General features: G+C 66.8%; 15 protein-coding genes and 1 tRNA gene. 9 read left to right on the forward strand and 7 right to left on the reverse strand.

The genetic code is table 11. The features are described from left to right. Positions 1-45: 45 nt before the first annotated feature. The 3 genes from E1267_RS28275 (at position 46) to E1267_RS28285 (ending at position 1,481) form a co-directional block, all read left to right on the forward strand. On the forward strand, positions 46-753 hold the full coding sequence (locus tag E1267_RS28275) for a class I SAM-dependent methyltransferase (protein WP_165959833.1): 708 nt from the start codon (positions 46-48) through the stop codon (positions 751-753). Between the two features lie 83 nt (positions 754-836). Further along, positions 837-1,175 (forward strand): hypothetical protein, encoded by a 339-nt coding sequence (locus E1267_RS28280; protein WP_132336716.1) that lies wholly within the window; start codon positions 837-839, stop codon positions 1,173-1,175. Positions 1,176-1,232: 57 nt separating this feature from the next. Continuing rightward, the gene (locus E1267_RS28285; RefSeq protein ID WP_132336718.1) at positions 1,233-1,481 is read left to right on the forward strand and encodes a hypothetical protein; all 249 of its coding nucleotides are present in this window, start codon (positions 1,233-1,235) and stop codon (positions 1,479-1,481) included. A 360-nt stretch (positions 1,482-1,841) separates the two neighbouring features. On the opposite strand, the gene E1267_RS28290 is transcribed toward E1267_RS28285, so the two are convergent. The 5 genes from E1267_RS28290 to E1267_RS28305 all read right to left on the reverse strand — a co-directional run bounded on the left by E1267_RS28290 (position 1,842) and on the right by E1267_RS28305 (position 4,781). Further along, the gene (locus E1267_RS28290; RefSeq protein ID WP_132336720.1) at positions 1,842-2,297 is read right to left on the reverse strand and encodes a GbsR/MarR family transcriptional regulator; all 456 of its coding nucleotides are present in this window, start codon (positions 2,295-2,297) and stop codon (positions 1,842-1,844) included. A 44-nt stretch (positions 2,298-2,341) separates the two neighbouring features. Beyond that, a complete protein-coding gene (locus E1267_RS44670) occupies positions 2,342-2,491 on the reverse strand; it encodes a hypothetical protein (protein ID WP_165959834.1) in 150 nt (49 codons plus the stop codon). Between the two features lie 12 nt (positions 2,492-2,503). After that, positions 2,504-3,628: a Dyp-type peroxidase gene (locus tag E1267_RS28295; protein ID WP_220449714.1), complete on the reverse strand. Its 1,125-nt coding sequence runs from the start codon at positions 3,626-3,628 to the stop codon at positions 2,504-2,506. Continuing rightward, positions 3,625-4,158 (reverse strand): copper chaperone PCu(A)C, encoded by a 534-nt coding sequence (locus tag E1267_RS28300; protein ID WP_132336722.1) that lies wholly within the window; start codon positions 4,156-4,158, stop codon positions 3,625-3,627. The genes E1267_RS28295 and E1267_RS28300 overlap by 4 nt, the downstream gene beginning before the upstream one ends. Before the next feature lie 86 nt (positions 4,159-4,244). Continuing rightward, positions 4,245-4,781: an MFS transporter gene (locus E1267_RS28305; RefSeq protein ID WP_246064313.1), complete on the reverse strand. Its 537-nt coding sequence runs from the start codon at positions 4,779-4,781 to the stop codon at positions 4,245-4,247. 75 nt (positions 4,782-4,856) lie between these two features. Between E1267_RS28305 and E1267_RS28310 the strand changes: the two genes are divergently transcribed. Continuing rightward, positions 4,857-5,507, forward strand: coding sequence for a hypothetical protein (locus E1267_RS28310; RefSeq protein ID WP_132336726.1), 651 nt, complete (start codon positions 4,857-4,859; stop codon positions 5,505-5,507). A 103-nt stretch (positions 5,508-5,610) separates the two neighbouring features. Further along, positions 5,611-6,129 (forward strand): universal stress protein, encoded by a 519-nt coding sequence (locus tag E1267_RS28315; RefSeq protein WP_161714868.1) that lies wholly within the window; start codon positions 5,611-5,613, stop codon positions 6,127-6,129. Between the two features lie 139 nt (positions 6,130-6,268). Here E1267_RS28315 and E1267_RS28320 read toward each other — a convergent pair whose 3' ends face one another. Then, positions 6,269-6,481 (reverse strand): heavy-metal-associated domain-containing protein, encoded by a 213-nt coding sequence (locus E1267_RS28320; protein ID WP_132336730.1) that lies wholly within the window; start codon positions 6,479-6,481, stop codon positions 6,269-6,271. Positions 6,482-7,020: 539 nt separating this feature from the next. Between E1267_RS28320 and E1267_RS45825 the strand changes: the two genes are divergently transcribed. From E1267_RS45825 to E1267_RS28330, 3 genes are all read left to right on the forward strand, one after another. Beyond that, positions 7,021-7,140, forward strand: a complete 120-nt coding sequence (locus tag E1267_RS45825) for a DLW-39 family protein (RefSeq protein ID WP_020542320.1) — start codon at positions 7,021-7,023, stop codon at positions 7,138-7,140. Between the two features lie 15 nt (positions 7,141-7,155). After that, positions 7,156-7,884, forward strand: coding sequence for an HAD-IA family hydrolase (locus E1267_RS28325; protein WP_132336732.1), 729 nt, complete (start codon positions 7,156-7,158; stop codon positions 7,882-7,884). 15 nt (positions 7,885-7,899) lie between these two features. Continuing rightward, positions 7,900-7,975 (forward strand) — tRNA-Ala (locus E1267_RS28330). 1,563 nt (positions 7,976-9,538) lie between these two features. Here E1267_RS28330 and E1267_RS47705 read toward each other — a convergent pair. Continuing rightward, the gene (locus tag E1267_RS47705) at positions 9,539-10,396 is read right to left on the reverse strand and encodes a L,D-transpeptidase (RefSeq protein WP_342774898.1); all 858 of its coding nucleotides are present in this window, start codon (positions 10,394-10,396) and stop codon (positions 9,539-9,541) included. A gap of 755 nt (positions 10,397-11,151) precedes the next feature. On the opposite strand from E1267_RS47705, the gene E1267_RS28340 reads away from it, so the two are divergent. Further along, the gene (locus tag E1267_RS28340; RefSeq protein WP_181957852.1) at positions 11,152-12,600 is read left to right on the forward strand and encodes an ice-binding family protein; all 1,449 of its coding nucleotides are present in this window, start codon (positions 11,152-11,154) and stop codon (positions 12,598-12,600) included. The last annotated feature ends 212 nt before the right edge of the window (positions 12,601-12,812 follow it).

The raw sequence follows: 12,812 nt of genomic DNA on the forward strand, positions 1-12,812 counted from the left end.
GCGGCGCTCGTAGGTTCGGGACACGATCACTGCCAGAAAGGTCCGGTGGCGTCCCCGTTGTCCAGAATCCCCGAGCTGCTGCATCGCACCCTTTTCCGCACCGTCTCCCTCCTCGGCCCGCGGGCTCAGGGGAAGGTGCTGCACCGGTACTTCGACTGGTGGCATCGGCGGCCCGACCCATGGTCGCTGGCCACGGACGCGTACGAGCGGCGCAAGTACCGGGTGACGCTCGACGAGCTGCCGGAGGGGACGTACGCGCGCATCCTGGAGGTGGGGTGTGCGGAGGGCGTCTTCACGCAGACGCTGGCGGCGCTCTGGCCGGACGCCGTGATCACGGGGCTGGACGTGTCGGAGCGGGCGCTGGCGCGGGCGAGGGAGCGCGCGGGCGGCGACGGCGGGCGGGTGCGGTTCGTCCACGCCGACCTGCTCCGCCACGAGGAGCGGGAGCCGTACGACCTCGTGTTCTGCGCGGAGACCCTCTACTACATCGGCCGCGGCGACAGGTTGCGCAGGGCGTCGGAGCGGTTGCGCGCGTTGCTGGCGCCCGGGGGCGTGCTGGTCCTTGTGCATCCGTGGCCGGAGGCGGAGCGGCTGCACGGGTTCGTCGACGGGAACCCTACGGTCACGAAGGTGGCCGAGCGGGTGGAACGGGACGCTTCGCGTCCTTACGCCGTCTCGGTCTACCGGGCCGACTCCTCGCGGCCGACCAAGGCCGTACGTCCTGCTATAGACGGAGATATCACCTCTAAGTAGTCGGTTGATGACATAGAGTATTGTAGCGTTCACGTGTGGTCTCCGGCTCACGCACGATCGAGCGGCCCGGACGGAAGCGGTGGTTGACCCTTCTGGTCGGGCTCGTGCTGTGCGTGGGCGTGTGGCCCATGCCGTGGCAGCCGGCGCACGCCGCGTCGTTCGGCCACGGGGAGTCCGTCCACGTCGACCACGGTGACGGGCGGGACGACTCGTGCCCGCCGCGGCGTTCGGCGTTCAAGCGGCATGCGGGCAAGCCCGCCGGCGGCCGGTGCGCCGGCGGCGGGATTCTGGCGCCTCTCCCCTTCCCCGGTCGCGATCACGGGCCTCCGCGCGCCCGGTTCAAGCCGCCGCGACCGAAACTCGTCACGCGCTGGCGTACGGGCGTCGACCGGCTCACCCACCTGGGCGTCTGGCGCATCTAGGCCGGCGGGAGCACATCCTGCCCGTCTTACGCGCTGATCCCAGGAGGCGATTTCCTCGTGCGCGAAACCGAGTCCTCTGTCGAAACCTGGTCATTCCAATGCCAGAACTGCCGCACCATCTGGCAGGACACCTACGAAGCCCGGCACCACGCGGACTTCGGCAGCGAGTTCATCATCTGGCGGTACCGCGGCGTCATCAGCATGCCGCCCTGGTTGCACGCCGGCTGCTCCACGTGCCCCGGGGCGTCCGTCAGGGTGATCCCGCTCGGGGGCAACGTGCCTTGTCAGGGGCGTGCCGGCATGTGAGCGCGGCGGGGTGAGCGGCGGGAAGGGCCCGCGCACCCCGCCGGGTGACCGCTCCGCGTTGACAGGTTGTCCACAGGCTGTGCACATGCCCGTGCGGTGTGGACGAAGCTCCTGTCAGCCCATTTCAGGGAGGCGATACCAGGTTGTTATACGCCCGACCCAGAGGGTGACGAACCATTGCATTGGGTGATAATGCCAGGTCGTACGGCATGCTTGGCGGATCGTCGGACCCGTTTCCGGCGACGTGACAGACAGAGGTCGTGGTAGGACTCTGCCGCCTGCGAGCCCGGCCAAGGACCACGAGGTGGCAGCGTTATCCACAGGAAGGGCCGATTATCCACAGCCTTGGGATCGAGCTGTTCACTCGGCTCTCGCCTCCACCTGGTGGAGCACCTCGGCGATGGATCTCCTGGCGGCGCGGATGCGCGCCGTCCGCGCCAGGTCGCGCCAGCCGAGCCGCATGCCCTCCGCGGCCAGCTCGTCGAAAGCGGAGAAGATCGCCAGCTTCTGCTGGACGATCTTGCCCCAGGCGTCGTCCTCGATCGTGTAGAAGACGTTGCGCTCCCCGGTCTTGCGGAACCGGCGGATGAGCCTGTGGGACGTCAGCAGGTGCAGGTTGGTCGTCAGCGACGCCCGGCTCGCCCCGATGGCCTCGGCGATGTCGGACGCGGTCTGCTCCGGCGGCTCGCACACCATGAGCCAGCCCAGGATGCGGCCGCTGATGGGTGCGAGCCCCCACTCCTCGGAGACGAACGCCGCCACCCGCTCGACCCAGGCGAGGACCCGCTCACGTCCGGGGCTGTCCTGCTCGGTCATGTCACTATTGTAACGTTAAGCAGCCATATGGGTACTTTCCGCTGTCAGTCCTCGGTCAGCCGGCCGCCGGCCGCCGGCCGCCTGAGCTGCCGGCCGCGCACCCGGACGTGCTCCTCGTCGCGGACGACCACGGCCGCCACGCTGGGGCCGGACGAGAGCGACGCACTCGCCGCCGCCCTGCGCCTCGCCTCCACCGGCCGATACGGTTAGCCGAGCAACCCCTCCCCGATCCAGCCGCCGGGCGCGCAACCCGGCGGGATGGCGAAGACAGCCGAGCCGATCGCGGTGACCCACTCGTTGAGCAGGTCACCCTCGGCCAGCCGCCGCTGGATGGGCACGAACTGCCGCGCGATGTCCGCCTGGAAGGAGGCGAACAGCAGCCCGGAGTCCGACTCGCCGTCCTCGGTCAAACCCTCGTCGTAGTTGTACGGCCGCCGCAGGATGCGCTGCGCCGGATCCGTCACGTGGGCCCGCCTGATGTGGGCGTACTCGGAGATGACCGGGAAGCCCAGGTGGTTCTTCCGCTCGAAGTCGGGATCGTCGCGCTCGGCCCGGCCCGTCAGAGGAGCGCCGGTGTCGAGCCGCCGGCCGATGGTGAACTCCCTGGCCACGCGGTCGGCAGCGTCCCACGTCTCCAGGTGCATGCGGATCCTGCGCAACACCATCGTGGTGCCGCCGCGCATCCCGTCAGCGTCGATCCAGACGGCCTGGTCCAGGTCGGTCGGGTTCACGGTGCCGTCGACCTGACCCATCAGGTTGCGCTGCGTCGGCCCCTTGGTCCCGCCGCGGAAACCGCGCTGGGTCCAGCGCACGCGGGCGAACGACCGGGCGTCCTTGACGAGCATCCGTACGGCGTGCGCGACGGTCAGACCGTCGTCGGCGCACACCTGAACGAGCAGGTCACCGCCGCTCCACCGTTTGTCCAGCTTGTCCGTCTCGAACGCGGGCAGCGGCCGTATCGGTGAATCCACCTTCGCCGCCTCGAACAGCCCTTCCCCGAACCCGAACGTGACCGTCAGCCCGGCCGGGTTCGCGGCGAGTTCGGGCTCGGTGTCGGCCAGGGCCGGCCGGCCCTGCGTGAGGCGGGCGGCGTCGTCGGTGAGCAGGTGCATCAGCCGTACGACGGCCTCCCCGCCGATGCCCTCGCGCAGGTCGAACCCGACGAACACGGCGTGCACCTGCGGCGGCGTCGCGACGCCCGCCTGGTGCGGGCCGTGGAACGGCTCCACCCTCGCCCGCTCGGCATGGGTGGGCGGCGAGGTCTCGTGGCGGGCGAAGGCGCCGGCCGCGGTGGCGGCGCCCCCGGCCAGCAGCCCTCTGCGGCTGATCACTCGTGCCCCGGCTGGTAGTCCTCCTCGCCGCCGGCGAAGTCCTTGCCGACGGCGCTGAACTCGAGAGGCTGCCCGCCCTTCACCTTGAGCGTGAACGGCACCTTCGCCCCGGGCTTCACCTCTTCGGTGACGCCCATCAGCATGATGTGGTCGCCCCCGGGCTGGAGCTGGTGCGTGCCGCGCGCGGGCACCACGAACCCGCCCTCCTTCGGCCGCATGACCATCTTGCCGCCGGAGTCGACGACCTCGTGCAGCTCGATGGTGGGCGACAGCGGCGACGTGCCGGACACGATGGTGACGTCGGTGTCGCCGTTGTTGACCAGCGTCCCGAAGGCCGCGGTCATCCCCTTCTTGACGGTTTTCACCCAGGGGTCGGTGATGGTGAGCCCCGTGGCCGCCGGCGAGGACGGCGCCGCCGCGGCGGCGGTCGTGGCGGCGGGAGCGGTCGCGGTGGTCGAGCCGCCGCCGCAGCCGGCCAGCGCCACCACGGCGGCGGCGAGCACGAGGGCATGACGAGAGAACACGGGCATGGCCTTTCTCCGCCCGGCATGCCGGAGCAGGCCTTGCCGGGCGTGGGTTGTCTGTAGGGAGGAACCGTCTCGCCGTGACCAGGAGGTCAGGCGGTGACAACCCGCGGTGGGCCTCTCCTGCTGACCACGTGGCGCAGCAGTGCCGGACGGAGCACGCGCGGCTCCGCCGTCCACAGGGGTGTGGAGAAAGGAGTCGTGAGCAGCGGCAGCCAGATGACCAGCAGCCGTATGACCAGGCGTCGCAGCAGCGACCAGAGCGCGGCCTCGCCGCGCGCCAGCCACAGCGCGGTCATGGCGACCGCCCAAGCGTGGGCGACGAGCATGCCGAGGCCGGGCACCAGCCCGGAATGGATGTGGCCGGCCATCTCGTGCGGCGTGGCCGCGTGCGACAACGAGAACAGTACGTGCAGGAAGACCTGCAGCGCGGTGAGCAGCGGCAGGATCACCGCGAACGAGCGCTCGCGCCCGGCCGCCGCGTACGCCGCCGCGAACGCCACCGCCAGCCCGCCCGCCATCGAGGGGGCCGGCACGGACGCGCCGCCGAGCACGTGAGCCGCCGCACCGAGGCCCAGGCAGACCACGGCGAACACCGTGGTGCGGGCGAGGCGGAGCGGCGCGGCCATACGTTTAGCATTCCATGGGGTACGGGTGGTCCGCGCGGCACTCCTCGATCCACACACACCGGCATAATTCACCTGATGCCGAAATTTCATGATCTGTCGGAATATGCGGCGACGATCGCCCCGGTCATCGACGCGGCCCACGTAAGCCTGCACGCGGAGGCGCTCCGATCGGTCGGCGACCTGGCCGAGTCGTCGAACCTGACCCCCGGCCTGCTCGTCGACCTGCGCTTCGCCCTCCGCGAACTCGACGACCACCTGCGCGAAGGCTCCATGACCGAGGACCCCGGCGGCCTGCTCCGGCCGACGGACGCCGGACTGGCGTTCATCCACAGGCTGTACGACCTGCACGCCGCCGCGGCCGGCCGCGTCTGGGCCGGGCACGACCTGGCCGCCCTGGAGCACCTGGCGGGCCGGGTGCTCGACGGGGCCGAACGCGAGCCGGGCGGCGCGCTGGAGGTGGTCGCGCCGCCGTACGAGCCGGAGGGGACCTCGCCGGGGGTCCTGCTGTTCAACCGCATCGCCGCGCTGCGCCACCACCGCGCCGACGCGCACGCCGCGGCCTGGCAGGCGGAGCGCCTGACCGCGCCCGAGATCGTCGCCCTGGCCGACGGGCCGCTGCGCGCCAGGATCGAGGCGGGGACCAACGTGCGGGCGGCGCAGCCGTACCGGATCCTGTCGGAGGACGAACGGGACATCCTGTACGGCGGCCTGCTGAAGCTGGTCTGAAAGACGTCTGCATTTCCACGTGACGACGCCAAGCCTGCAAAATGCCACCTCCCGGTAACCGACGGGAAGGCGCACTATGGTCGTACTCTTGACAGGAGGCACCGTGGAACAGGAACTGCCCGCCGGTGCGAGGCTGATCGTCGGAGTCGACGAGTCGCCGTCATCGCGCTGGGCGCTCGCCTGGGCCATCGGCGCGGCCAGGCTGCACCGGATGGTCCTGGTCGCCGTGCACGTCAGCCGGGCGCCCGTGCACCCGTTCCCTGAGGCGCTGCCCGTGCAGCACGCCATCAGAGCGGGCGAGGAAGCGCGCTGCTCCGAAGTGATCAACGGCGTGTTCGACGACGTCGCGGGCGGAGTGCCCGAAGATCTCACGACGGCGGTGATCGGCCGGGTCGGCGACCCGGGCTACCACCTCGTGGATCTGGCCCGCGAAGGCGACCTGCTGGTGCTGGGGCGAGGGAGACGCGGCCTGTTCAGCCGCATCTTCATGCCCTCGACCAGCATGTACTGCGCCCGACACGCCCGCACTACCATCGTGATCGTGCGACAGCCGACCTCGCCCGACGACCCCGAGATGTCAGGGGATCGGGCCCGTGGATTCTGGAGCCGCCGACATCCGTGACCGTCGCTGGGGCAGCGGAACGGCGTCCTCCGCGATCGCGCCGTAGCCCAGCACCGGTCCCCGCTGCGGCTCGAACACCTGCGCGCCGGCTCGCCGACCGGCCGGTACGCGCGCGTCACGCAGGTTGCGTGGGGGGCCGTCATGCCGGGCCGGTCACCGCGTAGCCGGCCTCCTTCACGGCCGCGGCGACCAGCGCCGAGTCGACGGGACCGTCGCTTCCGACCGTCAGCAGGCCTGTCGCCAGGTCGACCTCGACGGACGTGACCCCCACCACCTCGCCGACCTCCTCCTTGACGGAGCTGACGCAGTGGCCGCAGGTCATGCCGGTGACGGTGTAGGTGGCATTGGTCATGGCGATCTCCTCAGGTCGTGCGCGGACGCTTCGATCACCGTACCCCCCTACGGTATTTCCGCGAAGCCGGGGAGGGCATGTTCGTCCTGAGCCGAACAGCCGTACGGCGGAAGCCTGGCTCCGCAGGCGCACCCGGACCGCGCAGAGCTCTGTACGTGCACCCGCACTCCTCACCTTGTAGACGGCTGGCAACCTCGCCCACCTCGGGTTACGCTCCTTCAGGGCACAGGGTTCACCAGGATCAGGCCCACCGGCCTCCTCCACGAGCACGAGCCGACGTCCGGCACGGACGCTTCGCGCATCCTCGCCGGATATTTGGCATGATCGAGCTGTTGCCCATGAGGGCTGCTGATAGATGGTTGTCAGACGTTCGTCCGAGATGGGGGCAATATCCGGACCCCGGCTGGGGTTGAACACTCGTCCATCGCACATTCCACACATCCGCAACACAGGGAGCGCAGCCATCCCTTGCTAGGCTGCTTGCCAACCGTTGGGTCTCACCCCGGCAGGTGAGACCGTCGAAGAAGTGGGGTCACACCGTGAAGAAGCTGCTCGTTCTGGCGCTGATCGCTCTTGGGGGGTTGCTGATCTGGCGCAAGGTGCAGGCCGACCGCGCAGAGCTTGATCTCTGGACAGAGGCGACCGGCAGCGAGAACTAACCGACCGGCGAGGCGATGAGTGACATCGTCCCCATCAAGCTGGTGTGCCTGGACCTGGCAGGCACCACAGTCGGTGACATCGCCATGGTCGAGCGCGCCTTTGCCGAGGCGATCGCGACCCAGGGCATAGTGCCCGGGACCGGGGCTTACGCACGTGCCATGGTTCACGTGCACCGGTCCCGGGGATGTCCCACGATCGATGTCTTCCGCGGGATCTTCCCTGGCAACGAAGCCCAGGCCCAGGCGGCCAACCTGACGTTCGAACGCTCCTATGAGGGCGCGTTGGAGCGGGCGGGTCTGACGCCCATGCCCGGAGTCATGGAAGTCCTCGACAAACTCCGCGGCAACGGCATCAAACTGGCCTTGATCACCGGCTTCAGCCGCGTCACGCTGAGCCGCGTCCTCAGCGCGCTCGAATGGGACGACAAGCTCGACCTGGCCATCTCCCCAGAAGACGCCGGCGGGCGCGGCCGTCCCTGGCCCGACATGGTGCTGCACGCGGTCCTCCGCACGGGGGTGGCGGACGTACGGCACGTGGCGGTGATCGGCGACTCGGAGAACGACATGCTGTGCGGCGTACGAGCCGGAGCGTCGATCGTGGCGGGCCTCCTCACGGGCGTCCACAGCCGGGAACGCCTCCTGAAGGGCGGGGCCACCCACCTCCTCGACTCGATCGCAGACTTTCCGAGCCTGGTGTTGAGCGACGACCGCGGTACGACGCAGGTGGCGTCGTCGGCCCGGTAAGCTATCTTCGTCGAAGGGGCCTTAGCTCAGTTGGCAGAGCGCCTGCTTTGCAAGCAGGAAGTCAGGAGTTCGAATCTCCTAGGCTCCACCAGGGAAGACTCTCCCCCGCTGAGGGGCGCTCGGCGGGGGAGAGTGACTAAGTGAGCGACTACCGGGTCCCGTGGTCACGCACCCCACCCGTGGTCGTCGTCCGGCAGCGATCGTTCTCCGGGAGTCGCTAACCGTCGTACGACGGGCGCTCCGCTCCGTGCAGTGGCTCGTTGCTACCCGGGGCCTGGGCATGTGGCCTGGGGCAGGCCTCAGTCGGCCGCCACGCTGACCGTCGTACTCGACGTGCGAAGCAATCTCACTAAGCGTGATCTACACGCTCCCGGGTCTGGGCTCGTTCGCCGGTCCGAAGCCTCCCGAGGATGGCGCCGAACCGGCAGACCGCAACACGAGTTGATCGCAGATCCGCTTGCTCCCGGCGTCGTCATGTCACACCGCGTAGGAAACTCTCGGGACGGAAGGGTCTCCAGCGTCCCTGGGGTCCCTCGACCGGCTTCTACCAGGGGAGAGAAGAAAGATCAAGAGGGACACTCTCTGCGGCGAGTGTCCCCGTTGTTCTCCGACGGGAGACGAAGAGCTGCTTCGCGCGCCCTGCCAGTTGCGCTGCGCGCGGAAGTGCGGCTCCAACATGTTGCAGCGCTTCTCCGTGCGAAGCACGGCCTGGAAGGGATGGGCGAAGCGCCGATGTGGCCTTTTGGCACCCAAGCCGGTCCCGCCCTCGCCCTGCCGACGCTGGCCCCCGATGCCGGATCGTACGAGCGCATCATCCGTGCCCTCGACACCCCGGCCGTGGATATGGCGACCGTGTAATCGCTGGAAAAATGCATGGGCGGACACCGCCGCGTCGAGGACGTATATTGGCCGATCGGGCATTTGGTAAGGCGCCTAACTGCGGTTTTTACCGCAGCGGCGCCTACTGCCGATGCGTAAGGGTGTCATGGTGATTCCGGGCGGTCGTACTAGCCGTCCGTGTCCATTCTGGCCAGGCATATTCCGCGTTGCTGCCATATCTCCTGTACAAATCTGACACCCTTGGCCAAGGGGTAAGGTGAGCTGTGGTGCATGGGAAGACGATAAGTATTTCCACACTAAGTTCTTGAACGGTTTCTAGCTCTGCTTGGGATGTTCAGCATGGTGTCGCCTCATTGAGGTGAGTAGTGTTGTCGCGACCCCATCGTAGGAAGGAATCAACTGCTCATGCGTTTCGCTTCCCGCATGTTCGCGCTGGCTGCTGCCACCGCCGTACTGACTCTGCCAATGCTGGGCGCGGGCGCTGCCTCCGCCAGTCGCGCCATCGCCCCCTGTGATCCGCCTGCCCATGCCATGACCTACCAGCTCTTGCAGATCAATCTACCGTTGCTTGCGCCAGAGAACATGGGATCCGTTGGCCCGGGGGGCGTTCAGAACATCTGCTAGCAATCTTGAGGTGTCAACCTCTACGCCGATCGGCCCTGTCCGGCCATTCCGTCGCTGTTGCGAAGTGGAAGGCCGGCAGGGCCGGTTGTCATTCCCCCGGTCGGCATGATCGAGCTCAGATGCCTAGCTGGCTCGGAAGGCTGCGTTTTCCGTCGCAAAGGCGATGTCCAAGCACATGTCGTTGTGAAGATCAAGCAGTGATCAGGACCGGACTGCCGAGCGGTATGCGGGACAACACGCGCAGTGCAGCTGCAGGAACCCGTACACAACCATGGCTGATATGCCGACCGAACACGCTGGCGTCCGGCCAGCCGTGCAAGGAGATCGTGCTGGGTCCGCCATCGAAGTTGTCAAGGGCAGTCGAATGCAGGCCCAGCGGCAGAATTAGTGGGGTGTACGTCGGCTTGGGCGGAGACAGGGCTGCCAGCAGGAACGTCCGTCCTGTCGGAGTGGGGGTGGCCGAGGCCCCCACGGCCACTGTCCATGAACGGAGCCGGTGATTGGCCTTGAACAGGGTGAGCCTGTGAGCGGACAACCTGATTTCCACCCGATAAGGGCTATAAGCATTCTGCAGCCCTCCGCCGTCACTGTAGATCCATCCTGTCGACTTGTTCGGCCGGCTCGGCAACAGAACACGAACCCATCCCGGCGCTTTCCCAACCACCGGAACCCAGGTCTCACTTCCCATCTGAGTGGTCGGCAATATCGCCAGTGGTCGCCCACCTGGTTGGGCATAGACAATCTGTGGTGCCGTGGGATGTGTCACAACCCCAGATCCCGGGTCGTTGTGATTCGAGTCCTTAGGTGTTCCGCGCAATCGGGTAAAAGTTGTCGCCTTCGGCAAGCGCGCTACTTCTGCTGCTGACACGGATACAGGTCTGATTACTTGCGCGGTCTTGGACGGTGCTACAGCACGTGGCGTCACGTCTGTGTCTGTGCCACAAGAGGCGGCCAAAGGTGTGATCGTTACTGCGACGCCGTACGCAATTATGTTCATGCGCCAAGCGGTCACACGACCGAGCATGTCGAACTGAAAGCGATCACGCATAAAAGCTCCAATGATTCGACGGTTGATATCGAGAGGGTGGTGGCATCACCCCATCACCTTGCGCTGTCGACGCAATGATGGACGCCCGCGGCTCCGCGCATGCGGCTCCAGATATAGCACCAGCGAATACTGCTCATCATCTCCCCTCCGGCCGGATGAATGTAAAGATTTGCCAGGACTCGTCGATCGACTTTGTGTTCACTGATTTGTGACACAGCGTCTCGGTTGATGGCCTCCGGCCACGCCTGGCCGAGTAAACGTCTGTCTGGGCGAAGTGTGACGTGCGCCGCATATGCGCCGATAACATCATGTTTATCGGTGTGGGTGGTGAAGGCGCTGTCCAGTCGTGTCCGGCCTCAAGGCCTACGGAATTGTGGCTGTCGTCCCCGTTCGCCTGTCGTGGTGACTTGCTCAATGCAACCGGCAAAGTCGACAAACCTACCCAAACGCCCATTAGGATGCGGAGTGTAGGCCAAACCAATATTGATCGAGCTTTATGTTCTGTTTAAGCGTTGGTGCTCACTATTGCTTACCTCTACGACTAGCGTGCCAAGTCGCGGGGTGGTGCTCTTGCGATTCCGAGATCACCGGCCTGATGGCAAGTCTGACAGTTCGGTATCTCGCGCAGTTGAACGTCTCGCTTTCTGTGGACACCAAGAACCGGGCGTATCCGATGCCCTTCTGCAAGGAGAACGACTCGCTAAATGGACAGAACCTGTAAACAGGCCTTGCTAAGGCTGCCGGGGCTTTCCCGTATGGCGGCGGCCTTGATACTCATCCCGGTCCTAGTCGCATTCTTTCTCGTGCAGTCCCGCGAGAGCTCCGCTCAAGTAGCCCCAGTCGGTCTGGGAACAGCCGGCGCCTTCGCTGTTCTGGCGGGGACCACGGTCACCAACACCGGTCCCAGTATCATTACGGGGGATCTGGGAGTGAGCCCGGGTACCGCGATCGTCGGATTCCCGCCCGGCATCGTATTGGGCGCGCAGCACGCTGCCGACGCTGTAGCCCTTCAGGCGCAATCCGACTTGACGGTCGCATACAACGATGCCGCCGGCCGCACACCGGCCACTAGTATTTCAGGCGACCTCGGCGGTCAGACTCTCACACATGGCATTTACGCCTCCAGCTCTTCAATCGGGCTGACAGGAACGCTCACTCTCGACGCCGAGGGTGATCCCAATGCTGTGTTCATCTTCCAGATCTCTTCCACGCTCATCACCGCATCGGGCAGTAACATCAACTTGATCAACGGTGCTCAAGCGTGCAATGTCTTCTGGCAAGTGGGCAGCTCCGCGACCTTGGGAACGAACTCCACCTTCGTCGGCAACATTCTTGCCCTGGCTTCGATCTCGGCGACCACAGGCGCCACCGTCGACGGCCGACTGCTGGCCCGTAACGGTCAGGTCAGCCTCGACACCAACACCGTCAACATCGCCGAGTGCGAAGGGCCGACGCCCACGCCGACCGTGACGCCGACGGTCACGCCGACGGTCACGCCGACCGTGACGCCGACCGTGACGCCGACCGTGACGCCGACCGTGACGCCGACCGTGACGCCGACCGTGACGCCGACCGTGACGCCGACCGTGACGCCGACCGTGACGCCGACCGTGACGCCGACGGTCACGCCGACCGTGACGCCGACGGTCACGCCGACGGTCACGCCGACGGTCACGCCGACGGTCACGCCGACGGTCACGCCGACGGTCACGCCGACGGTCACGCCGACGGTCACGCCGACCGTGACGCCGACGGTCACGCCGACCAAGAAGCCGAGCAAGCCCCAGCCATGTTTTTACGATCATGGTTATCACGAGCCCTGCGGCAAGTGGCAGTGCTACGTCGAGTCTTCTCACTCTGGGTACCGTGAGGCCTGCGACAAGGGGTGCTACGTCGAGTCTTCTCACTCTGGGTACCGTGAGGCCTGCGACAAGGGGTGCTACGTCGAATCTCCCCACTATGGGGAGCACGAAGCCTGCGACAAGGGGCGGTGCCATCACGAGCCGTCTCACGGCTCCGGGCATCACGAGCCCTGCCACATGGAGCCCTGCCATGCAGGGCACTGCGACGGGGACAGCGGCCATGGGTCCTGCCACGAGGAATTCTGCTTGGAGGACGTCAAGTTCCGCATGGCCCGTGCTCAGGGGCTGGCGATGGCGCCCATGCCTAAGCTGGTCAAGCGGAACCTTCGGGTGGCTGGCTGACAACTCTGTCCGCTGACAGAGAGTGCCAATAGTGAAGTTGCCGGCTTCTGAAAGTAGAAGCCGGCAACTTTGTCGCATTGGCACGTACAGAGGATGAAAGTTCGGGGTGTCATGTCGATCTCGGGTCCGTGATCAGGCCGGTGTGTGCCAGGAAGGCGTCCAGGAGGTCGGGGCGGTACTGCATCTGCTTGAGCCGGCTGCGGATGACCGCG

The organism is Nonomuraea longispora (assembly GCF_004348345.1).
GTDB lineage: Bacteria > Actinomycetota > Actinomycetes > Streptosporangiales > Streptosporangiaceae > Nonomuraea > Nonomuraea longispora.

Coding starts and splice junctions, on each gene's coding strand:
- E1267_RS47705 (WP_342774898.1), bottom strand. CDS start 10,396: ATGCGTGATCGCTTTCAGTTCGACATGCTCGGTCGTGTGACCGCTTGG.
- E1267_RS28320 (WP_132336730.1), bottom strand. CDS start 6,481: ATGACCAATGCCACCTACACCGTCACCGGCATGACCTGCGGCCACTGC.
- E1267_RS28305 (WP_246064313.1), bottom strand. CDS start 4,781: ATGGCCGCGCCGCTCCGCCTCGCCCGCACCACGGTGTTCGCCGTGGTC.
- E1267_RS28340 (WP_181957852.1), top strand. CDS start 11,152: ATGGCGGCGGCCTTGATACTCATCCCGGTCCTAGTCGCATTCTTTCTC.
- E1267_RS28310 (WP_132336726.1), top strand. CDS start 4,857: ATGCCGAAATTTCATGATCTGTCGGAATATGCGGCGACGATCGCCCCG.
- E1267_RS28325 (WP_132336732.1), top strand. CDS start 7,156: ATGAGTGACATCGTCCCCATCAAGCTGGTGTGCCTGGACCTGGCAGGC.
- E1267_RS28300 (WP_132336722.1), bottom strand. CDS start 4,158: ATGCCCGTGTTCTCTCGTCATGCCCTCGTGCTCGCCGCCGCCGTGGTG.
- E1267_RS28290 (WP_132336720.1), bottom strand. CDS start 2,297: ATGACCGAGCAGGACAGCCCCGGACGTGAGCGGGTCCTCGCCTGGGTC.